Here is a 21,086-nt window from a genome sequence, read left to right as displayed (position 1 = left end):
GCGGACCGGCGACCGACTAGCGTCGGGACCGGCCGACGCGGCGGCGACGGCGCGAACTTCCAGGAGGCGGGCATGGCCGGGGCGCTTCGGCTGGGTGGGCACACGTTCGTCCCCGGCGAGCTGGTGGTGATGGCGATCATCAACCGCACGCCGGACTCTTTCTTCGACCGAGGGGCCACCTACGCCGCCGACAGCGCTCTGCGGGCGGTGGAGCGGGCGGTGGACGAGGGCGCGGCCATCATCGACATCGGCGGCGTCAAGGCCGGCCCCGGCGCGGACGTGGACGTCGCCGAGGAGATCCGCCGCACGGTGGACACCATCGCCGCCGTCCGAGCCGCGTTTCCCGAGGTGGTGATCTCCATCGACACCTGGCGGGCCGAGGTGGCGACAGAGGCCGTGGCGGCCGGCGCCGACCTCCTCAACGACACCTGGTCGGGCGCCGACCCCGCGTTGATGCGGGTGGCCGCGCAGACCGGCGCCGGCCTGGTCTGTTCGCACGCCGGCGGCCTCACGCCGCGGACCAGACCGCACCGGGCGGCCTTCACCGACGTGGTCGCCGACGTGGTCGCGACGGTGACCGGGCTCGCCGAGCGCGCGGCGGCGGCGGGGGTACGCCCCGACGGGATCCTCATCGATCCGGCGCACGACTTCGGCAAGAACACCCGGCACTCGCTGGAGGTCACCCGCCGACTGGACGAGCTGACCGCAACCGGCTGGCCGGTGCTGGTGGCGCTCTCCAACAAGGACTTCATCGGTGAGACGTTGGGCCTGCCGGTGGCCGAGCGGTTGGAGGGGACGCTCGCCGCGACGGCGGTCTCAGCCTGGCTGGGCGCCCGGGTCTTCCGGGCCCATCAGGTCGGCCCGACCCGTCGGGTGCTGGATCTGGTGGCCTCGATCCGCGGTGACCGCCCGCCCACGGCGACCCGGCGGGGGCTGGCCTGACCGGTTGTCGCCGTAACCGACCGCGAACGGCCGGACGGACCGACACGATCGCCGGAGGCCGTGGCGCTCAGCTCCAGCGGAGGATGTTCCTGCGCCAGGCGTAGAGGATGCCGAGCGCGAGCACCGCCACGAACACCGCCATCTCGACCACCGTCACCAGACCGAAGCCCGGCCGGTCGAAGACCACCGCCCAGGGGAAGAGGAACACCGCCTCGACCGCGAACAGCACGTACAGGTAGGCGTACACGTAGTAGCGAATCTGCATCTGCGCCCAGTCGGCACCGACCGGGTCGAGCCCGCACTCGTAGCTGGCCCGCTTACCCGGCGGGTCGGCCGGACGCGCCGGACGTAACACCCGGTTGGCCGAGAACGCCGTAACAAAGAAGAGAACGCTGGCGAGCAGCAGGAGCCCGAGCGTCGCGTACGAGCCCAGGTATCCGGTCACAGTCGGCAGCCTACCGCCCATTCGGACGGGCCGTCCCAAACACGTTACGGATTTGTTTCCAGATGGGACTAGTGCACTGGGGCAACTGTTACCGAATACTGAACGCCCACCCATGTCACCGGAGGACAGATGGCCCGCGTGAAGGCATCGCCCGGTAACCGGGCGGAGGGGCGGCGTGCCACACCCCTGCTGGCGACCGCGCTCGCGGTCGGCCTGCTCGCGGCGCTCGCCGCTGGCCCGGGCTGGGCCAGCGCGGCCACTCCGGACGTCGACCCGGTCGTGACGTCGGCCGACCCGGTCAACGAGCCGGGAGAGGAGGGCCCCCCGACCACACCGGCGCAGGAGCCCACCCCGACCGAGGTCCCGGGCGGCGAACCCACCCCGAGCGAGCCGGCACCGGAGACCACCGCACCCCCACCGGCGACGACGCCAGCAGCGCCGGAGACCACCGCCCCGGAGGTCCCCCCGGCGCCGACCACCATCGCGCCCCCGCCGGCCGGCACCACCCGACCGCCCACCCCGGGGCCCCCGACGGCGCCTCCGGTCGTGCCGAACCCCCCGGCCCCGCCGATCCGTCCGCGCGCGCCGGTGTCGGCGCCGCCGGAGCAGAGCCCGCTTGCCGTACAGGTCACCACCGGCGACGTCACCGTCACCGAGGCGTACTGGAACACCGCGAGCACCGCCGCCACCCTGGAGGTCACGGTGCACAACACCGGCACCACCGCGGAGCGGATCCGACTCTCGTACACGCTGCCCGCCGGGCTGACCGACGCCGGCACGAAGGGCTGCGCCGCCGCCGGCGGCAGGACGTACCGCTGTGGGGCCTGGACGGCCGAGGCGGGCGCCCGGTTCAGCACCGTGCTGCGCCTGCGGGTCGCCGGCACGGCGTGGAAGCAGATGCCGCTCAGCGGCTCCGTCCAGGTCGTCGCGGACGCGCCGGGGGTGCCCGGCGAGGCGACCGACGACCAGGGCTTCGCCGTGCTCTTCCCGCCCGGCCCGCCGGTGCCCGGGATCGCGCTCGCCGCCGACGAGGTGGCCTTCGACATCAGCGGCGGCCCGAGCGTCCTCACGCTCCGGCTGGGCAACACCGGCACGGTGGACGCCGCCGGGCGGGTCGAGGTCGTGCTGCCGGCCGGGGTGACCGTGTCGGCCCCACCACTCGGATGCGTGGCGGTCGACCCGACGCGTACCCGCTGCGACGCCGGTCTGGTGCTGGCGGGCACGACCGCCGAGGTGCAGTTGCCGGTGGAAGCGACGCCGCAGGCCCAGCGGGAAGCGCCGTTGTCCGGTGCCCTGATCGGTCAGCTCGACCCGCGCAGCGGCCCGACCCGTCGGGTGCAGATGAGCTTCCGGATCACCGCGGCGGCCGCCCTCGCCACGCCGGTGGTCTCCCCGCCCGCACCGACCGGCTCGCAGGGCGTACTCCCGGCCGGCGCCGCGAGCGGAGACGGCGGGTTGACCTCGGTGCAGCGCACCGCGGTCATCCTGATCGTGGTCTCCACGCTGCTGGTGGTGCTGGCCCTCACGCTTGCCACGACCTCGCTGCGCCGCCGGTTCGGCGGCCCGCCGCCCGAGCCCACGCCCAACCCCGCCGACTGATCGACGGATGACCCCGGCACCGGCGCGGCCGGGGTCATCGACGCGACCGGGTGGTGATCTGAATTACGGCGGCCGGGGCGTAACACCGCAAAGGCGGGCACTTCTCCTCCCGGACGGGTCCCAGTCGGCGGACCTCCGGCGATGGTTAGGTCTCCCTTAGACGTAGGCTCTCAGGTGAGGAACGACAGCGGCCGGACCAGCCTGGGCGGTGCGGTGAAGCGTTGCGTCAAGGAGGTTCCGTGGCCGGGCGAGCCCCGCAGTCGCGAACGAAGGTGGCACAGTGACCAAGCAGATCCGTCAACTCGACCGGGTGGTCATCCGGTTCGCCGGTGACTCCGGCGACGGCATGCAGCTGACCGGGGACCGGTTCACCTCGGAGACGGCGCAGCTCGGCAACGACATCTCGACGCTGCCGAACTTCCCCGCCGAGATCCGGGCTCCCGCCGGCACCCTGCCGGGTGTGTCGAGCTTCCAGGTGCACTTCGCCGACTACGACATCCTCACGCCGGGTGACGCGCCCAACGTGCTGGTGGCGATGAACCCGGCGGCCCTCAAGGCCAACCTGGCCGACCTGCCGCGCGGCGCGGACATCATCGTCAACACCGACGAGTTCACCAAGCGCAACCTCGCCAAGGTCGGCTACCAGACCAGTCCACTTGATGACGACTCGCTCGTCGGCTACGTCGTGCACCCGGTGGCGCTGACCTCGATGACCGTCGGCGCGCTCGCCGCCCACCAGGTGTCCAAGAAGGACGCCGAGCGGTCGAAGAACATGTTCGCCCTCGGCCTGCTCTCGTGGATGTACTCCCGGCCCTACGAGTCGACCCTGCGCTTCCTGGAGCGCAAGTTCGCGGCCCGTCCGGAGCTGGTCGCCGCGAACGTCGCCGCCTTCAAGGCCGGCTGGAACTTCGGCGAGACGACCGAGGACTTCGCGGTCCGCTACGAGGTCAAGCCGGCGAAGATGAAGCCGGGCACCTACCGCAACATCACCGGCAACGCGGCACTCTCGCTGGGGCTCGTCGCCGCCGGGGTGCGCTCCGGGCTGCCGGTCTTCCTCGGCGCGTACCCGATCACGCCCGCGTCGGACATCCTGCACGAGCTGAGCAAGCACAAGCGTTTCGGCGTCCTCACCGTGCAGGCCGAGGACGAGATCGCCGCCGTCGGCGCCGCGCTCGGCGCCTCCTACGGCGGGTCGCTCGGGGTGACCACCACCAGCGGCCCCGGTGTGGCGCTCAAGAGCGAGACGATCTCGCTCGCGGTGGCGCTGGAGCTGCCGCTGGTGATCGTGGACGTGCAACGCGCCGGCCCGTCGACGGGCATGCCGACCAAGACCGAGCAGGCCGACCTCAACATGGCGCTCTACGGTCGGCACGGCGAGGCCCCGGTCGCGGTGATCGCGCCCCGGTCCCCGTCGGACTGCTTCTTCGCGGCACTCGAGGCGGCCCGGATCGCGCTCACCTACCGCACCCCGGTGATCCTGCTGTCCGACAACTACGTCGCCAACGGCTCGGAGCCGTGGCTGCTGCCCGACGTGGAGTCGCTGCCCGACCTGCGGGTCGAGTTCGCCACCAAGCCCAACGGCGAGGACGGCACCACCTTCCTGCCCTACCTGCGTGACCCGGAGACCCTGGCGCGGCCGTGGGCGATCCCCGGCACGGCGGGCCTGGAGCACCGGATCGGCGGCCTGGAGAAGGCCGACAAGACCGGGGACATCTCCTACGACCCGGCCAACCACGACTTCATGGTGCGCACCCGGGCCGCCCGGATCGAGACCATCCCGGTGCCGGACATCGAGGTGGAGGACCCGGACGGCGACGCCCGGGTGCTGGTCCTCGGCTGGGGCTCGACGTACGGGCCGATCGGTGCGGCCTGCCGCGGGGTACGCCAGCGTGGTCTGTCCATCGCCCAGGCGCACCTGCGGCACCTGGCACCGATGCCGGCCAACCTCGGTGAGGTGCTGCGGTCGTACGACAAGGTGGTCATCCCGGAGATGAACCTGGGTCAGCTCGCGCACGTCATCCGGGCCCGCTATCTGGTCGACGCGATCAGCTACAACCAGGTCCGTGGCCTGCCGTTCACGGCCGCCGAGCTGGAGACGACGCTTGAAGAGGTGCTGAAGAATGTCTGAGCCCGTCGCCGTCAAGCTCACCGCGAAGGACTTCAAGTCCGACCAGGAGGTGCGTTGGTGCCCCGGCTGCGGTGACTACGCGATCCTGGCGGCCATCCAGCAGTTCATGCCGGAGCTGAACATCCCCCGGGAGCGCACCGTCTTCGTCTCCGGGATCGGCTGCTCGTCGCGTTTCCCGTACTACATGAACACGTACGGCATGCACTCGATCCACGGTCGGGCCCCGGCGATCGCGACCGGCCTGTCGGTGTCCCGGCCGGACCTGTCGGTCTGGGTGGTCACCGGCGACGGCGATGCGCTATCCATCGGTGGCAACCACCTGATCCACGCGCTGCGGCGCAACGTCAACCTCAAGATCCTGCTGTTCAACAACCGGATCTACGGTCTGACCAAGGGCCAGTACTCGCCGACCTCCGAGGTCGGCAAGGTCACCAAGTCGACCCCGGCCGGCTCGGCGGACGCCCCGTTCAACCCGCTCTCGCTCGCCCTGGGCGCGGAGGCAAGCTTCGTCGGCCGCACCATCGACTCCGACCGCAAGCACCTCCAGTCGGTGCTGCGGGCCGCCGCGGAGCACGAGGGCTCGGCCTTCGTGGAGATCTACCAGAACTGCAACATCTTCAACGACGGGGCGTTCGAGCAGCTCAAGGACCCGTCCACCCGGGACGACTACCTGATCCGCCTGGAGCACGGGCAGCCGATAACCTTCGGCGCTGCTCGCGAGCCGAACGGGCAGCCCGGCGGCGCTGACGGGCAGTTCTGCGTGGTGCACCCGCCGGGTGGCTTCGGTCTGGAGGTCCGGGAGACCAGCTCGGTCCGTCCCGAGGAGATCGTCGTGCACGACGCGACGGTGACCGACCCGGCGTACGCGTTCGCGCTGTCCCGGCTGCCCGGCCTGGACCTGCGCAACACCCCGATCGGGGTGTTCCGCTCGGTGGACCGACCGTCCTACGACAGCGTGGTGCAGGCGCAGCTCGCGGCCGCAAAGGCCACTGTCACCGAGACCCCCGAGCAGCAGCTCGCCGGCCTGCTGGGCAGCGGCGACACCTGGACCATCCTCTGATCCGTCGGCACTGACGAGAGCGGCCGTCCCCGATCCGGGGGCGGCCGCTCTCGTCGAACCGGCTCTTTCTCAGCGCTGGGCGGTGGCCGGCGTCCAGAGGTTGTCGATCTCCTTCTCGGCCGCCGCGAGGCTCGCCTCGTGCAGCGGGATCAGCTCGGCCATCGCCGGCACCGACGGTGCCAGGGTCAGCTCGGCGCTGATGAAGCGCGGCTGCATGCCGGTCATCGACAGACCGTGCGGGAGCCATGGCTCGGCGTGGTCCCAGCCGGAGCGGGGGGTGCCCTCGCCGTAGCCGCCGCCCCGAGTGGCAAGCACCACGAACTCGCGTCCGCCGAGCAGACCCTCCTGCGTCGTCGGGTCGTACGCCAGCCCGGGAACGATCAGGTGGTCGACCCAGGACTTGACGCTGCTGGGCGCTCCGAAGTTGTAGAGCGGCAGGCCGAGCAGCACCACGTCGGCCCGCTTCACCTCGTCGACAAGCCGCTCACTGAGCTCCCAGGAGTCGCGCTGCGCCGGGCTGTGCTGATCCGGCGGCGTCATCCGGGCGAGGCCGCCATCCGAGTCCAGGTGCGGCAGCGGGTCGGCGCCCAGGTCACGGTAGGTCACGGTGCCGGCCGGGTGCGCCGCACGCCATGCGTCGACCGCGCGGGCGGTGAGCCGCCGGCTGACCGACCAGTCACCGCGGATGCTCGAGTCAATATGCAGCAGATGCATTATTCCTCCTCCAGGAATCGTCTGTGAAGCACCAACTATTTATAGCAGGCCGATGTTCCGCTCGGTCGGTAGACTGAGTCACATGTCCGCCCAGCCGCTCGACGCCTCCGAGCACCGCTCGGGCGCGCTCCTGGACCACCTGGCCCGGCGGATGCGGCTACGGTCGGAGTCGGTGCTCGCGCCGCTGGGGCTACGCCCCCGGCATCTGGTCGCGCTCACCGTGCTGCGGGCCGGCGGCGGCACCGGCCAACAGGCGCTCGCCGCCATCCTGGAAATGGACAGCACCAACATCGTCGGGCTGCTCAACGACCTGGAGGCGGAGCAGCTGATCGAGCGCCGGCGCTCCCCCGAGGATCGCCGCCGACACGTCGTCGAACTCACCGAAAACGGTGCGAAACGCCTCAGCGAGGCGGAATGCGCGCTAGCCAGCGCCGAGGACGAGGTGCTCGGCGCGCTGAATCCGACCGAGCGGGAGACGCTCTACGAGCTGCTCAGCCGGGCGTCCACCGGCACGTCGATCACCTGCACCGAGGCGATCTGCACCACCGACGACACCTGCTGACGCCGCGGCACACAGCAGGCGGGCGGGACGGTCAGGCGGTCGTGGCCGACTGGGGGCGGTCGTCGCGTACGTGCACAAGCATGTCGCCGGTCTCGATCACCGCGCCGGCCCGGTCGGCCAGGGTGACCACCTTGCCCCGCCGCACCAGAGCGATCACCAGCGAGTCCAGCTCGCGCGGCGAACGCCCCACCTCGTCCCGCTCCGCCGAACGCATGGCCAGCGCCATGCCCTGACCCGGGGTGAGCAGGTCCTCCACCACGTCGATAAGCGGCGGCGCCGAGGTGGAGAGACCGAGCAGCCGACCCGCGGTGGCCGAGGAGACGATCACGTGGTGCGCACCACTCTGCTTGAGCAGTGGCGCGTTCTCCGCCTCCCGGGCCGCCGCGATGATGCGGACCTGACCTGCGGTGAGCTGCCGTACCGTCAGCGCGACGAGCACCGACGCGTCGTCACTGTCGGTCGCGATGATCACGGCCTTGGCGTTCTTGACGTGTGCCTCGTTCAGCACCGACGAGCGGGTCGCCGACCCCTCGATCGCCACCAGGCCGGCGGACGTGGCCTGCCGCAGGGCGGCGGCGCTGCGCTCCACCACCACGATCCGCGAGCGGTCCAGGCCGTTCTCCAGCAGGGCCGAGACGGCGCTGCGCCCCTTGGTGCCGTAGCCGCAGATGATGACGTGGTCCTTCACGGCTCTCCTCCACCGCGACAGGCGACGGCCGGTCCGGTACTGCTCGGTCAGAACTTCAAGGGTGGTGCCGACCAGGATGATCAGGAAGATCACGCGGGCCGGGGTGATGAAGAGGACGTTGACCAGCCGGGCCGACGGCGCGGCCGGGGTGATGTCGCCGTACCCGGTGGTCGAGAGCGACACGACCGCGTAGTAGAAGCAGTCGAGGAGGGTGAGGCCGTCCTCGTTGACGTCGCGGTAGCCGTCCCGGCCCAGGTAGACCGCGGCGACCACGGCGAAGACCAGGCCCAGGGCGGCCGCGAGCCGGAGGCTCAACGCGCTCAGTGGGCCCCGCCGCTGTGCGGGAAAATGGATCACCGTCGAACCTGCTCCCCCGCCGTCTCCTGCACGCCCACAACATAGCGGGTACGACATCGATCGCACGTCCGGGTCGCGCCGGACGACCCAGGTCCTGTTCCCGGCGATCACGCTGGGCGCGGCCCGGACGGGTCGGCCCGGACGGCCGGGGACGGGCATGATGAGGGTGTTCCCGACGACGACCGCGAAAGTGAGGCCGGCATGTCGTTGCTGCGACGAGTCATCGGTGGAGTGCTCCGCCGACTCCGGCAGGGCCAGGGCCGCACCCTGCGTGAGGTGGCCGCCGCCGCCGGGGTCTCCGTGCCCTACCTGTCCGAGGTGGAACGGGGCCGCAAGGAGGCCTCGTCGGAGGTGCTCGCGGCGATCTGCCGGGCGCTCGGCATCCGCCTCTCCGACCTGCTCGAGGAGGCCCGCGACGACCTGCGTCGGGTCGAGCCCCGCATTCCGGCCGCGCCCCGGGCCGTGCTGACCCGTTTCGAGCGGGCCACTGTCGCCCGACACGAGTCGGGTCAGCGCACGCTGCGGACCAGCGGCCCGATCCTGCACCGGGCTCCCGGCGCGAGCGGGCCGACCCTCTCCGTTCGGGCGACGGCCTCCGCCGGCGGCGTGCGCCCCGGTCCGCGTACCGCCGCGTTGTTGGGCTGCGCGCGGGCCCGGGCGGGCGCGCGGCGGGTGACTGTCGCGTAGGCCGCGCCGGTTCTGCCGTCGGCGGATCTGCCGGCGGCAGAATCACTGGGCCCGCCACCGCCGTCGCCCGCACGCTTGGGGGGCCGGTCCACCGGGTGGTCCCCACCACCCGCCGGCATGGTGGGGAGGCGGCGGCACATGATGAGGTACGGCGCACGCATGCTTGACGGTGGGCAGCCGTCCTTCGGTGACCACGTGTTCGAACGACTGCTCCGGGAGCGGATCGTCTTCCTCGGCACCGAGGTGACCGACGAGTCGGCCAACCAGATCTGCGCGCAGATCCTGCTGCTCGCCGCCGAGGACGCCGACCGGGACATCTACCTCTACATCAACTCGCCGGGCGGGTCGGTGAGCGCGGGGATGGCGGTCTACGACACGATGCGCTACGTCCGCAACGACGTGGCGACGCTGGCGCTCGGGTTCGCCGGCTCGATGGGGCAGTTCCTGCTCTGCGCGGGTGCGGCCGGCAAGCGGTACGCGCTGCCGCACTCGCGCGTCATGATGCACCAGCCGTCCGGCGGGATGGGCGGGACGGCCGCGGACATCACCATCCAGGCGGAGAACATGCTGCACGTGAAGCGCACGATGCAGGAGTTGATCGCCGAGCACAGCGGACGGACCCTCGACGAGATCCAGCGGGACTGGGACCGGGACCGTTGGTTCACCGCCGATGAGGCCCGCGACTACGGCCTCATCGATCAGGTGGTGACCCGAGCCGAACAGCTGCCGACGCTCTGATCGCCGTCTGGTGGGGTACCGCCAGCCCGCGCTCAGGGGCGGCCGTTGATGCTCGCCCGTGCGCTCGGTGCCAGCGGGTTGGTGGCGGTCAGGTCGCGGGGCAGCAGGTCGAAGCCCTGCCAGTGCACGCGCATCGGGCTCTGGTCCTCGTCGCGCGGCAGGTGGTGGAAGCCGATCCGGACCCAGAGCACCGGGTCGGTGAGCGTCTCGCCGTTCACGTAGTCCACCACGGACCGGGCCGCGCACTCCGGGTCCAGGTTGAACGAGGCGAACTTCTCGCAGGCGCGGGCCTCGGTGACGGTCAGGTCGGGTGCCATCTCGGGCCGGCTCTCGTAGTCGTCGTTCGCGCCGGTCACGAGTTGGTAGGAGCGCGGGTGCCCGTCGGCGTTCGGCGCGGCGTCGCTGACCACCCGCCACCACCTGCGGTTCGCGCCGGTCAGCGCCCGCTCGGTGGGGATGGCGGTGCGGGTGGTGGCGAGGATCGCCGAGCGGCGGCCCTGCTGCCCGGTGGGCGCGGTGTCGAACTGCTCGACCCGTTCGCTGCCCAGGCCGGGATCGACCCGCCAGACCGCGTTGTGGTGGTGCGCGGCGGCGTGGTCGGAGGCGCCCGGGCCGATCGGCTGGCCGTACCGCGCGGAGGTGTAGTCGGTCGGGGACAGGTCGCCGGTCGCGCCGAGCCGGGCGGTGAACCGGCCGTCGTCGCCGAAACGGTACTCGGTGACGTACTCGTACCAGCCGACCTTGGAGATGGTCCGCAGCACCAGGTCGACACCCTGGCGGGAGTAGAGGTAGCCGTCGTCGGCGACCCGCTGCGCCGGGCCGGTGGGCTCGGCGACGACACAGAGAACCTTGCCGCTGTCGTACGCCGCGCGCCGCGACCCCCCGGGGCACTCGCGCTCGGGCAGCCGTTGCATCGCGTCGCCGCCGAAGCCGTACGAGGTGATGTCGTTCCACTCGGTGGTCCCGGTGTCGTACGGCACGTTGAGCTGACCGAGCGTCACCGACTCCAGCACGGTGGTGACCGGGCCGCCACGGAAGCTCAGCCCGACGTCCTCCAACACCAGGCCGGTCTGCGGGTCGACGTGCCAGCACATCTGCCAGCGGGCGCCGCCGGGCAGCGTTTCGCGGACGGTGGCCGCCGGACCGCAGGCCAACGAGGCGGGCTCCTCGGCGTGGCCGGCGCTGGCACCGGCCAGCCCGGAGGCCAGGACCACCGACAGCGCGGCGGACAGGGCGAGGGCCAGGGTGCGCTTGGTCATCGCGGGCTCCTCAGGGCAGACGGACGACGGTGCCGGCGGACAGGTCGACGACCAGATCGGTGAGATCCACGTAGGGCTCGCCCGGCCGGTGCAGGAGCAGCAGGACGCAGCGGTGCACCGCGCACGGTTCGCCGGTGTAGGTCTGCGCACCCGGCTGAAGCTCCGCCGCCAGGGCCGGCGCGGCACCGGTGGCCTGCCGGAACCGCTCGCGCATCAGCTCGCCGAGGTCGTGCCGCCAGAGCAGGTCCACCGCCGTCGCCACCTCCCGAGGGGTGGCCGGCGGCTGCATACCGGTGGCGGCGAACGTGCCGGTGACCCGGCCGGCGGTGAGGTCGACGGCGACCTTCACCAGCTTGTCGCCCCGGTAGTCGTAAGCGAGCACGTCGGCTCGGCGGGCGGTGCCGTCGCCGTCCGCGCGGCGGACGGTCAGCACCTCCGGCCCGGCCGCTCCGGTGACGTCGGTGGCGTCGGTGTCCGTCAGCCCGGCCAGTGCCAGCTCGCGGGCCCGCGCGGTCTCCGCCGGAGTGAGCGGATCCCGCCCGGTGCCGGAGGCCGGCACCGGCTCCTCGGGCGGGTCGGTTATCCGCGGGACGACGGGCGCGGCGCCGGGATCCTCCGCGCCGGCCGACGAGCCGAGCATCCAGCCCAGTGACCACATCGCGACCACCGCCGCGACCATGGCCGCAGCCGTTCTCTTCTGCATGTGCCGCCCCCCATGGGTGTGCCGGGCCGGCCGGTCGTGACCGGCCGGCCCGGATCGTGCGGTGCTACTTGTTGCGCGAACGCAGGAAGAGGATCACCACGATGGCGACCGCCACGAGGACGAAGAAGCCGATCAGCACAGGTGTGGCGACTGGTGACTTCGGGCCGCCGACCACGGCGAGGTTTTCCAGCATGTCCATCTCCGTCCGATGAGGAGGGTGCGGGTCAGAACTTCTGTGTTCCCGAAATGCCAAGCGAACAACCCGCTCCGGTGCTGCCCGGGCTGACCGAGGCGCTGTACTCGTCCTCGCCGGTTGCCGCGGACTCCTCGACGTTGGCGTTGAACGGCCCGGCGCTGCACTGTCCGTACCCGCTGACGCCCTCCTCGACGGTGCCGCCACCGATCTCGCTGTTGAAGCCACCACCCGCACCGACCCCGATGGTGCCGGTGACGCCCTGGTTGCCCTGGTCGTCGATCTCGTAGTTGAGACCGGCGCAGATGACGTAGCAGACCTCGAAGCCGATGCTCGCCACCACCAGACCCGTCGGGTCGGAGTTGTTGATCGGGTCGGCGCCGGCGAACGCGTACCTGTTGCCCACCGTCGGGTCGCCGATGGTGTTGAGGCTGTCCTGCTGGGTGAACCGGCCGGTCTCCGGGTCGTACCACCGCTTGCCGAACTTGGTCAGGCCGGTGCTGGCATGCCTGAGCCCGCCGGCGTAACCGATCGCGAACGAGTTGACCACCGGCTGGTTGGCAGTGGTGTTCGTGGTGCGGCCGTACGGGTCGTAGGTCCAGTGGCCGGCGTAGGTGCCGTTCTGGTTGGTCAGGCCGACCACCGAGCCGTTGCCGTCGATCGTCGGGAAGTAGTGCACCCACTTGCCGGTCTTCTTCTCGGCGACCCGGACGCCGACGAGCGCGCCGGTGCCGTCCCGCTCCAGGAAGTGGGTGTCACCGTCGACGGCCTGGTAGTCCTCGAGCGCGGTGCCGCCCTGCGAGCCACGACCCCAGGCGAAGTACATCTGGTCGTTGTCGTCCCCGTCCACCCAGACGGACTCCAGCTCGGACTGGTCGCCGGTCAGGTAGTGGAAGTAGGCGTCCTTGTTGCCGCTGGTCCTGTTGCCGGTCGTCTGCCCGGCCCCGTTGTAGTCGGCGCTTCGGGTGGCCGAGCCGTTGAGCTGGTTGCCCGCGCCGTCGTAGGAGTAGCCACTGGAGGTGATCTGGTTGGCCGAGTTGAACGTCAGCCGCTGCGTCTCGGTGCCGTTGACCTTGACGGTGGTGCGGTTGCCGTTCGCGTCGTAGGTGTAGTCGAACGTCCCCGGCGCCAGGTTGGTGGCCTTGGTCAGCCGGTTCGCCTTGTCGTACGTGTAGACCTGCACGGCGCCACCGCGGTGGTGCTCGGTCTGCCACTGGCGCAGCGAACTGTCCTGCGTCGTGTCGGTGCTGTTGCACGCGGCGGTGCCGACCCGCTTGCTGTAGCAGTACGAGACGTCGTACGTGACGAACTCCTGGTCGGCGTTGTTCACCCGCTCCCAGCGCTTGCTCGTGGTCCGGGTGATACGGCCCGACTTGTCGTAGGTCAGCTTGGTGTGCGCGGTGGTGGTCGGCCCGGCGTCCTCGACGCTGAGCTTCGTGTCGGTGCGCCGACCCTCCTTGTCGTACTCGAAGGTGTAGGTCGCCCCGTCGACCTCCATCTTCGTGAGCAGGTTGCGCTTGTCGTACGAGTAGATGGTGTCGCCCCGGTAGTCACCGTGCAGCTTGGTGAGGTTTCCGGCCGGGTCGTACGTGTACTGGGTCAGGTAGTAGTCCGGCCCGCGCTGGATGAGCCGGTTGAGCCGGTCGAAGACGAACGTCTCGCTCTTGCCGCGGGTGCGCTCGGTCAGGTTGCCGGAGCCGTCGTACTCGTACTCCACCGACTCGGTGTCGTCGGAGTACGTCGTCCGGACGAGGCGGTCGTCGGTGTCGTACTCGTTCGTGGTGACCCGTCCGCCGCCGTCGCTGGCGGTGCGCACCCGACCGAACGCGTCGTAGGTGAACTCCCGCTTGGCCAGGCTGTTGCCGGTCGGCGGGGTGATCGTGGTGAGCTGCTTGTCGCCGTTGTACGTGTAGTTCGTCGGGTTGCCGGTGTTCGCCGGGTCGGTGGCGGTCTTCACCGTGCCGTCACTGTTGTAGTCGACCTTGGCCTCGGCCGCCTCGGCGTTCTTGGCCGACATCTTGTTACCGGCGCCGTTGTACGAGTACGAACTCTGGTTCTTCTGCGCGTCCCCGCCACTCGATGGCTGGTAACCGGCGGTCGGGTTGGACGACGTGGGCGCGTTGCTGTACGCCGCCGAGCTCGACGCGCCGGTCGGCGTGGTGGTCGAGGTCAGCGACTGGCCGTTGTTGGCGTCGTACTTGTTGCCGACGCTCTGCCCCATCGCGTCGGTCGAGGTCGCCACGTCGTGGTACGGGGTGTAGGAGCGGCTGCGCTCGTTGCCGTCCGGGTCGACCGCCTTGGTGATCCGCTTGTCGCTGTCGGTGGTGTAGGTGGTGTGCGCGACGTCCGACACCCGCTTGGTGATGTCGGTGTTCGGGTCGGCCACCTCGACCTCCGTCGACGACGTGTACGCCCACCTGGTGATCGCTAGCCGGCCGTCCGGGTTGTCCACCGACTCGTTCTCGAGCACGCGGACGACCGCGGCGACGCGGTGCAGGCTGTCGTACTCGACCCGGGTCTCGGTGCCCGGCTCGGAGGAAAACCCGGTGGTGATCCGCTTGACCCGCTGGGACGAGTCGTAGGCGAACTTCACCGCGCGCCCAGAGGTGGGCATGATCTGCGTCAGGTTGCCCGCGTTGTTGTACGAGTAGATGACCTGGCGCGAGTTGGAGGCGTCGACCGCCTGCTGGAGTCGCTGGATCCGGCCGTTCTTGTACGTCACCACAGCGGTGCGCGCCCCGGTGGCACCCCGGTCGGTGACCACCTTGGTCAGCTCGCCCGAGCTGTTGTACTGGTAGTCGATGACGTTGTCGTTGCGGTCCTCGACCTTGTCGAGTTGCCCGGACGAGGTGAAGTACAGGTCACGCCCGTCGTTGTTCTCGGTGAACTTCCAGCCCGAGCCGTCCTGCTTCAGCGTGCCCTTGAACTCCTTGGGCGTGTCGTAGCCGCCGCTGACCGGCGTGAACGTGCCGACCAGCCCGTCCGCGGCCGCGTACGTCACCGAGTTGTCGGAGTTCTTGATGAGCTTGGTGTCCGGGCCCGTGCGTGCCCGCCAGCCGCGCCCGTGCGCGCCGGTCTCGATGTCACTGCCGACAAGCAGGCTGTTGAACGCCGCGCCAAGCACCACGTTGGTGCTGATGCCCGGCAGCACCAGATCGGTGGTGCGCAGGAGGAGGTTGCCGGAGCCGGCGTGTACCTGAAGCACCACCCGGTCGGACAGGTCGAAGGTGGTGAAGGTCGCGTTGTTACCGGCACCCGTCCCCTTGGGCACCGACACCGCACCGGGGACCATCGCGAGCGTCCCGTTGCTGGGGCCGAGCGCGATACGGCCGGAGCCCGGCGAACCGGGCTGCACCGGGGCGGCCTTGGGGGCCTTCTCCGGAGCCGCGAGCACCGGCCCGGTCACCGGCATGAGAACGGTCGCGGCGGAAACCGCCGCGACCGTGAACACTCTGAGTACGCGCACTACCGAACCTCCCCGTAGTCATGGCAAAGCACGGGAAGGCTCCCATCGAGATCACTGGATGGTCTGCCCCGTCGAGTCGTTTGCGCAGCATCCTCTATTGAGGACGATTGTCGTTGAGCAACTAACTGAAGGCGTGGTATGTGATCACCGGCAGTGACCTAGCGGGCAGGGTTGGCCGCTGCTGTCGATCCGGCGTGTTGGCGCAGCTCAGGGGCGCGAGGAAGGAGCACGCCGGTCGGGCGGCAGGGAGTCGAACCCTGGTGCGTGACCAGACTCCCGCCGGAGCGGCGGGTCGGTCTCAGCTGATCGTGAAGGTGCCCCCGGCAGGATTCGAACCTGCGACACACGGTTCAAAAAGTGTGGTCACGGGCGGACGCCGCTCGCCAGCGATCTGGCATGACCTGCGACCAGTGCCCGCCGACCTGTCCACTGTGGCTCGTGACTGTCAGCCACGACCCGCACAGGGCCCTCTAACGATCGCTTCGGCGGACAGTTCAGCAAGAGGCAGTTTCCAAGTCGTACGCGCAGACAGGGTGCGTGAGGCCTCACTGTTCCCCCTCAAGTAATGGGCGTTGAGGCTCTGCCACCTTCAGACGCTCTTCATCGACGATTCTAAAGAACTCCTTCTGACTCCGATCGACGGTGGAATCGCGCCACTCCACGTGAGTGTCGATATAATGGCGGCCGAGTTCGCTCCCGGCGAAGAAGGCAATACTCCTCCTAACCTGCTCCTCCGGCATCAGTCCTGCGCTGTAGTTGTAACTCCACCACCAAAACCACAGGTTCATGTAATACAGCTTCTTCTTATCATGGCCGTTGCCGAAGTTCGAGGGCACGCAGTCAGCCAGGCTCGGGTCTTGTATAGCCATCGTCAGCAACTGCATGTGATAGGTGCGATGATTCTCGCGCCGCTGGGCTCTCGCCTCAACCACTTGCATCCTCAGCGACAGTGCAATCGCGATCAGAGCCAACGCCGATACAATCGTCGCACTGAATCCGTACGCTTGTCCGACATTGGCCAGCTGCACCCAGTCAAGCTTCGAGTCACTCACATACCATGAAACTATGGGCGGCGCAAAGAACAGCACAAGGGCGAACACCAGAACAAACGCAAAGATATCGATCAGCATTGCTGGGCGCCGGTTTCCTTGCACGGACGTCCTCCAACTGTCGAAGCAGGCGAGAGGGGCATCGAGATCGCCATACGCCTATAGGTTGGCAGAAGGATGCAACTGCGTGCCGCTTGCGCAAGAGGAAGCACCTGGTTTGCGAGCTGGGTCGCGGATTCGCATGGCGTCCTGGTGGCCGCTCGTCGGCTCGGTCACGCCAGGCCAGCGTGACGACCCACCACTACGCTCGTGCGGCCGATGGCCGGGACGCTGAGGTCGCTTAGCACCCGGACGGCTAGCCGGGCGAAGGCCGCGAGGCGATCGGGCACGTAGCAGGCACTCAAGCCCCGGAAGGCGGAACAGTGATTGGTGATCAAGGCCGCGACCTGGGTGCCCCCGGCAGGATTCGAACCTGCGACACACGGTTTAGGAAACCGATGCTCTATCCCCTGAGCTACGGGGGCGCGAGTGGTCAGTGTAACGACCTGCGCGACCGTCCGTGTGGGCAGGGAGTGGCCCCCGTCGACGGACGTCGCTCCCGGTGACCACCTCGACAGGTGACCACAGCGGGCGCTTGATCACCGCACGACGAGGGTTCGCCGCGACCGCCGTACCGGGCGGTAGGGACTCTTGTCCTCAGCCCGGATTGGCCTTAGGTTGCATCGATGATCCTCAGCGAGGAGCCCCGCCCCGGCACGCTTCCGGATCTCGGCCACGGCGAGCTGCGGCCCGAGGATCTCGACGGCGTCGCCTACCTGCGCGGGTTGTCGAGACGGGGCTTCCTCACGGGTGCGGCGTTGGCGGCGTCCGGGGTGTCGGCCGCCTTCGGCCTGCTGCCCGGCTCCGCGCGGGCGGCCGGCAGTTATCAGAGGCCGTGCGGGAATGTCCGCATCTCCAGCTCCTGGCAGGATCACCGGAACCGGAATCCGCCCTCGGGTGAACCGGGCACCGACTACGCGGTGGGGACCGGCACTCCTGTTGCGGCCGCGGCGAACGGCACCATCCGTTACGTGAAGACCGACACCTCAAGCGCGACCGGGAGGGTCGTGGGGATGGCCCACGATGACGGCAACTACACCCGGCACCTGCACCTGTCGTCCATCGCCGTCTCGGCAGGTCAACGTGTGTCGCGGGGCCAGACGATCGCGTACTCCGGTGCCTCGGCGAACGGCAGCAACAACGGTGTCGGGCCGCACGTGCACACCAGCCTCTGGCTGAGCACCGGCAGTCCGACGAACTTCCGCGCGACTGTCGACTTCGAGAACTACGTCGGGGACGTCACCAACCCGAACCCGCCCGACCAGGAGGTAGACGACGTGTTCATCGCGAACGTGAAGGGCAACTGGTATCTGGTGGTGCCCCAGGGCACGGCCAAGCCGAGGGCTGTGGTCCTGGGCGGCGACAGCAATGCCGCCGCGTCGGGCATCCCCGTCCTGAACTTCAGCTGGGATCCGTCGGTGAACGCGCTCCGGGCCGCCGTCGACGGCATCGGCTGATCCAGCGGAAGCCATTCTGGTTGGCGGCGCGTACGGACGCCATGGTGTGGCGGGCCCGGCGCGGGGGGGTGCTCCTCCGCGCCGGGCCCGCTGCCGAGTGGGGGTCAGGCGGTCACGCAGGTGCCCGCCGTTGTGGCCGGGCCGGTGCCGGTGCCCTGGAAGCCGAAGTTCGTCGACTGCCGGCCGAGAACTCGCCCGTTGTAGCTCACGTTGGTGAACCTGACGTTCCCGCTGGTGCCGCTGACCTGGGCGTTCCAGGCGCTGGTGACCGACCCGTTGGGCAGCGCGACGGTAACGGTCCAGCCGTTGATGTCGGACTGGCCGGCGGTGACCGTCACGCTCGCGGTGAAGCCGCCAGCCCACTGGTTGACCGCGATCGACGCGTAGCAGCCGTCACCAGCCGGCGGCGTGGTCGGGGGCGTGGTCGTCGGGGGCGGCGTCGTCGGGGGCGTGGTCGTCGGCGGGGTGGTCGTCGGGGGCGGCGTGGTCGGCGGGGTGGTGGTGGGCGGGTTGGGCGCGCCGTTGGCCAGGCTGAAGGCCAGGTCGGGCTGGAACGAGCCGGCGGTGTAACGGCAGCCGTCCGCCTCACCCGGCGGCTTCACCCACAGGTACGCGTCGATGTTGCTGTCGCCGGTGTTGGTCGTCGGGTACGTCCCGATGCGCCGGTCGGTGTTGTCGTCGCCGCACCAGTCCCCACTGGCGCCGCCGTTACGGCTGGTGTCGATGACCTGGCGCTTGCCCGAGATGCCCATGCCGTTGAGGGAGGAGATGACCGCCCGGCCGAAGTTCGCCTCGTTCGACGTGGAGTTGTAGTTCGACACGTTGCTGAAGAAGCCGTCGGCGTACTGCACGCCGGCCGCCCGGAGCCGGTTGGCCGTCTCACCCGCGCTGTTCCAGGTGGAGTGGCCGGCGTCGAGGTACACCTTGGCGTTGGGGTTGGCCGACTTGATGGTCCGGGTGGCCGTCGAGATCGCCTGGTTACGCGCGTTGATCTCGCTGCTGCTCAGGCACGTCAGCAGGGCGAGCGAGTCGGTCTCCAGGATGATCAGAACCGTCTGGTTGCCAAGTCCTCTGGCGAAGTTGGACACCCACGTCTGGTACTGGTTGAGGTCGGGTGCCCCGCCGGCGCTGGCCCCGCCGCAGTCCCGGTTCGTGATCTCGTAGACCGCAAGCACCGGGATCTGCTGCGCCGCGTTCGCGGCACCGATGAACGCGGAGACCTCGGACTGCACCGTCGACGGGTTGAAGTTGGCGAACCAGCGGGCCTGCGGTTGGCTCGCGATCTTGTCGCGGATGACGGCGGCACGCGAGTCGCCGGGGTTGGCGGCGACCCAGCGGACGACTGCCGAACTCGGGTCGCGGTAGAGCGACCCGGACACCGTGCCGGCGGACGCACCGCCGACGGTGAGACAGATGCCGGCGACGGTGGTGACCGCGACGGCCGCCACGCTGATGGCCGCCGATCTACGGCGGAGCGAGGAGAGGATAGCCACGACGTGTTTCCTCCAGATCACATAGACGTATCTAAGTTCATGGGAGCGTTCCCATGGACGGTAGCGGAGGTAAGCGCCGCTGCCAAGATGTGCGGACATGCTCGTGCTGTCGACGTCCCCGTCGCCGGCCGGGTGACGGCGGGGCAACCCCTCCGCTTGCTGCCTCCAGGGCGTACTAGCCTGTCGCGGTGGCGAGCAATTCTCAGCCGAGCGGCGGGTTCTCCGGCACGCTACGGGCGGTCCTCAGTTGCGTGATCGCATTGGCGGTCGGGGTTGGTGCGATCTATGCCCTCGGGCCCTGGTCGGTCGAGTCGCCAGCACCTGCCGACTCTCCGCGTCCGCTGGGTGCCCCGGTGAAGGCCGCCGGACGGACGGTGTCAGTGCTCGGCGCGGGGGACATCCTGCTGCACCCCGAGTTGTGGGACCAGGCTCGACACGACGGCGGCGGCGAGTTGGACTTCGCCCCCATGCTGGAGCCGGTGCGCGAGACCGTTTCCAGCGCGGATCTGGCCCTGTGCCACCTGGAGACTCCGCTGGCACCGCCGGGAGGCCCGTACATCGGCTTCCCGAAGTTCAACGTGCCGCAGGAGGTGGTCAAGGGCATCAAGAGCATCGGGTACGACGGTTGCTCCACCGCCTCGAACCACACCATCGACCAGGGGTACGACGGGGTCAAGCGAACCCTCGACGCGTTGGACAAGTCGGGCCTGGGGCACACCGGCAGCTACCGGACCGAGCGTGACTCCCGCATCGTCAAGATCTATCGGGCGAAGGGCGTGAAGGTCGGGCACATCAGCTTCACCAAGAGCTTCAACGGCCTGCGCCCGCCGGCCGGCAAGGAGTGGGTGGCGAACCTGATCGACGTGAAGGCGATCCGGCGGGACGCGGAGGCGGCTCGGGAGGCGGGCGCGGAGATCGTGGTGGTCAGCCTGCACTGGGGCACCGAGTACGAGCACGAGCCGGACGTCGACCAGCAGACCTGGGCCCGCCAGATTGCCGCCATCGACGACGTGGACGTCGTCTTCGGACACCACGCGCACGTGGTCCAGCCGGTGGAGCGGATCGGCGACACCTGGATCGTCTACGGGATGGGCAACCAACTCGCCCGGCACGCCGAGCCGGTCAACGCCAACCGCGACGGCGCGATGACCCGGGTGACGTTCGGTCCGGCCGACGAGCCGAAAAGGTGGAAGGCGGTGGCCATCGAGGCGATTCCCACCTTCGTTGATCTGAACCCGGACATCCGTCTGGTCGATCTTGAGCGGGCACTCGCGGACCCGGCCCTCTCCCCCGGACGACGCCGGATCTACGAGGCCGCGGTCGAACGGATCGAGGGCAACCTGTTAACCAGGGCCGCCGACACGGCGGGACTCGTGGTGCGCGGGGTTTCGCGCAAGTAGCAGCGGTGACCCGGCCGACGCGAAGACGAAATCGGCACGTATCTCGT

General features: G+C 69.8%; 18 protein-coding genes and 1 tRNA gene. 9 read left to right on the top strand and 10 right to left on the bottom strand.

All coding sequences use genetic code 11. The annotated features are described in order from the left end of the window. Positions 1–72 precede the first annotated feature (72 nt). Complete coding sequence (gene folP / locus ACWER9_RS02880) at positions 73–942, top strand: dihydropteroate synthase (RefSeq protein ID WP_452300170.1); 870 nt, start codon at positions 73–75, stop codon at positions 940–942. Positions 943–1,009: 67 nt separating this feature from the next. On the opposite strand, the gene ndhC is transcribed toward folP, so the two are convergent. Then, entirely contained in the window at positions 1,010–1,387 is a 378-nt protein-coding gene (gene ndhC, locus ACWER9_RS02875; protein WP_357352390.1) for an NADH-quinone oxidoreductase subunit A, read from the bottom strand. 129 nt (positions 1,388–1,516) lie between these two features. Between ndhC and ACWER9_RS02870 the strand changes: the two genes are divergently transcribed. From ACWER9_RS02870 to ACWER9_RS02860, 3 genes are all read left to right on the top strand, one after another. After that, the gene (locus ACWER9_RS02870) at positions 1,517–2,986 is read left to right on the top strand and encodes a hypothetical protein (protein WP_452300169.1); all 1,470 of its coding nucleotides are present in this window, start codon (positions 1,517–1,519) and stop codon (positions 2,984–2,986) included. A 280-nt stretch (positions 2,987–3,266) separates the two neighbouring features. After that, entirely contained in the window at positions 3,267–5,114 is a 1,848-nt protein-coding gene (locus ACWER9_RS02865; RefSeq protein ID WP_452300168.1) for a 2-oxoacid:acceptor oxidoreductase subunit alpha, read from the top strand. Further along, a complete protein-coding gene (locus tag ACWER9_RS02860) occupies positions 5,107–6,174 on the top strand; it encodes a 2-oxoacid:ferredoxin oxidoreductase subunit beta (protein ID WP_452300167.1) in 1,068 nt (355 codons plus the stop codon). The genes ACWER9_RS02865 and ACWER9_RS02860 overlap by 8 nt, the downstream gene beginning before the upstream one ends. Before the next feature lie 69 nt (positions 6,175–6,243). Here the strand turns inward: ACWER9_RS02860 and ACWER9_RS02855 are convergent, their stop codons facing one another. Then, entirely contained in the window at positions 6,244–6,888 is a 645-nt protein-coding gene (locus tag ACWER9_RS02855) for an FMN-dependent NADH-azoreductase (RefSeq protein ID WP_452300166.1), read from the bottom strand. Between the two features lie 82 nt (positions 6,889–6,970). On the opposite strand from ACWER9_RS02855, the gene ACWER9_RS02850 reads away from it, so the two are divergent. Next, entirely contained in the window at positions 6,971–7,450 is a 480-nt protein-coding gene (locus tag ACWER9_RS02850) for a MarR family winged helix-turn-helix transcriptional regulator (protein WP_452300165.1), read from the top strand. A 31-nt stretch (positions 7,451–7,481) separates the two neighbouring features. Here ACWER9_RS02850 and ACWER9_RS02845 read toward each other — a convergent pair whose 3' ends face one another. After that, on the bottom strand, positions 7,482–8,495 hold the full coding sequence (locus tag ACWER9_RS02845; protein WP_452300164.1) for a potassium channel family protein: 1,014 nt from the start codon (positions 8,493–8,495) through the stop codon (positions 7,482–7,484). Positions 8,496–8,696: 201 nt separating this feature from the next. On the opposite strand from ACWER9_RS02845, the gene ACWER9_RS02840 reads away from it, so the two are divergent. Further along, entirely contained in the window at positions 8,697–9,182 is a 486-nt protein-coding gene (locus ACWER9_RS02840; RefSeq protein WP_452300163.1) for a helix-turn-helix domain-containing protein, read from the top strand. Positions 9,183–9,320: 138 nt separating this feature from the next. Continuing rightward, positions 9,321–9,920 (top strand): ClpP family protease, encoded by a 600-nt coding sequence (locus ACWER9_RS02835; protein WP_452300162.1) that lies wholly within the window; start codon positions 9,321–9,323, stop codon positions 9,918–9,920. A gap of 32 nt (positions 9,921–9,952) precedes the next feature. Here the strand turns inward: ACWER9_RS02835 and ACWER9_RS02830 are convergent, their stop codons facing one another. The 6 genes from ACWER9_RS02830 to ACWER9_RS02805 all read right to left on the bottom strand — a co-directional run bounded on the left by ACWER9_RS02830 (position 9,953) and on the right by ACWER9_RS02805 (position 17,114). Then, positions 9,953–11,179, bottom strand: coding sequence for a copper amine oxidase (locus ACWER9_RS02830; protein ID WP_452300161.1), 1,227 nt, complete (start codon positions 11,177–11,179; stop codon positions 9,953–9,955). A 10-nt stretch (positions 11,180–11,189) separates the two neighbouring features. After that, entirely contained in the window at positions 11,190–11,882 is a 693-nt protein-coding gene (locus ACWER9_RS02825; RefSeq protein WP_452300160.1) for a hypothetical protein, read from the bottom strand. Positions 11,883–11,946: 64 nt separating this feature from the next. Further along, positions 11,947–12,075: a hypothetical protein gene (locus ACWER9_RS02820; protein ID WP_357352364.1), complete on the bottom strand. Its 129-nt coding sequence runs from the start codon at positions 12,073–12,075 to the stop codon at positions 11,947–11,949. Between the two features lie 31 nt (positions 12,076–12,106). Further along, complete coding sequence (locus tag ACWER9_RS02815; protein WP_452300159.1) at positions 12,107–15,541, bottom strand: RHS repeat-associated core domain-containing protein; 3,435 nt, start codon at positions 15,539–15,541, stop codon at positions 12,107–12,109. 545 nt (positions 15,542–16,086) lie between these two features. After that, a complete protein-coding gene (locus ACWER9_RS02810; RefSeq protein ID WP_452300158.1) occupies positions 16,087–16,671 on the bottom strand; it encodes a DUF6082 family protein in 585 nt (194 codons plus the stop codon). Positions 16,672–17,041: 370 nt separating this feature from the next. After that, a tRNA-Arg gene (locus tag ACWER9_RS02805) sits at positions 17,042–17,114 on the bottom strand. Positions 17,115–17,315: 201 nt separating this feature from the next. Between ACWER9_RS02805 and ACWER9_RS02800 the strand changes: the two genes are divergently transcribed. Then, positions 17,316–18,146, top strand: a complete 831-nt coding sequence (locus ACWER9_RS02800) for a M23 family metallopeptidase (protein WP_452300157.1) — start codon at positions 17,316–17,318, stop codon at positions 18,144–18,146. Between the two features lie 104 nt (positions 18,147–18,250). On the opposite strand, the gene ACWER9_RS02795 is transcribed toward ACWER9_RS02800, so the two are convergent. Further along, on the bottom strand, positions 18,251–19,639 hold the full coding sequence (locus ACWER9_RS02795) for a glycoside hydrolase family 6 protein (protein ID WP_452300156.1): 1,389 nt from the start codon (positions 19,637–19,639) through the stop codon (positions 18,251–18,253). Between the two features lie 188 nt (positions 19,640–19,827). Here ACWER9_RS02795 and ACWER9_RS02790 point away from each other — a divergent pair, with 188 nt between their 5' ends. After that, positions 19,828–21,039 carry a CapA family protein gene (locus ACWER9_RS02790; RefSeq protein WP_452300155.1) on the top strand — a complete coding sequence of 404 codons (1,212 nt, stop codon included), beginning with the start codon at positions 19,828–19,830 and terminating at the stop codon, positions 21,037–21,039. Positions 21,040–21,086: the final 47 nt, after the last annotated feature.

The sequence above is a fragment of the Micromonospora sp. NPDC003944 genome (genome assembly GCF_053605225.1).
The sequence above is the reverse complement of the archived record's forward strand: the minus strand, read 5'-3'. Positions and strand labels throughout refer to the sequence as shown.

Excerpts from the sequence above, each read along its gene's own strand:
- folP (WP_452300170.1), top strand. The coding sequence starts at position 73 with ATGGCCGGGGCGCTTCGGCTGGGTGGGCACACGTTCGTCCCCGGCGAG.
- ACWER9_RS02870 (WP_452300169.1), top strand. The coding sequence starts at position 1,517 with ATGGCCCGCGTGAAGGCATCGCCCGGTAACCGGGCGGAGGGGCGGCGT.
- ACWER9_RS02860 (WP_452300167.1), top strand. The coding sequence starts at position 5,107 with ATGTCTGAGCCCGTCGCCGTCAAGCTCACCGCGAAGGACTTCAAGTCC.
- ACWER9_RS02855 (WP_452300166.1), bottom strand. The coding sequence starts at position 6,888 with ATGCATCTGCTGCATATTGACTCGAGCATCCGCGGTGACTGGTCGGTC.
- ACWER9_RS02850 (WP_452300165.1), top strand. The coding sequence starts at position 6,971 with ATGTCCGCCCAGCCGCTCGACGCCTCCGAGCACCGCTCGGGCGCGCTC.
- ACWER9_RS02840 (WP_452300163.1), top strand. The coding sequence starts at position 8,697 with ATGTCGTTGCTGCGACGAGTCATCGGTGGAGTGCTCCGCCGACTCCGG.
- ACWER9_RS02835 (WP_452300162.1), top strand. The coding sequence starts at position 9,321 with ATGATGAGGTACGGCGCACGCATGCTTGACGGTGGGCAGCCGTCCTTC.
- ACWER9_RS02830 (WP_452300161.1), bottom strand. The coding sequence starts at position 11,179 with ATGACCAAGCGCACCCTGGCCCTCGCCCTGTCCGCCGCGCTGTCGGTG.
- ACWER9_RS02825 (WP_452300160.1), bottom strand. The coding sequence starts at position 11,882 with ATGCAGAAGAGAACGGCTGCGGCCATGGTCGCGGCGGTGGTCGCGATG.
- ACWER9_RS02820 (WP_357352364.1), bottom strand. The coding sequence starts at position 12,075 with ATGCTGGAAAACCTCGCCGTGGTCGGCGGCCCGAAGTCACCAGTCGCC.
- ACWER9_RS02810 (WP_452300158.1), bottom strand. The coding sequence starts at position 16,671 with ATGCTGATCGATATCTTTGCGTTTGTTCTGGTGTTCGCCCTTGTGCTG.
- ACWER9_RS02800 (WP_452300157.1), top strand. The coding sequence starts at position 17,316 with ATGATCCTCAGCGAGGAGCCCCGCCCCGGCACGCTTCCGGATCTCGGC.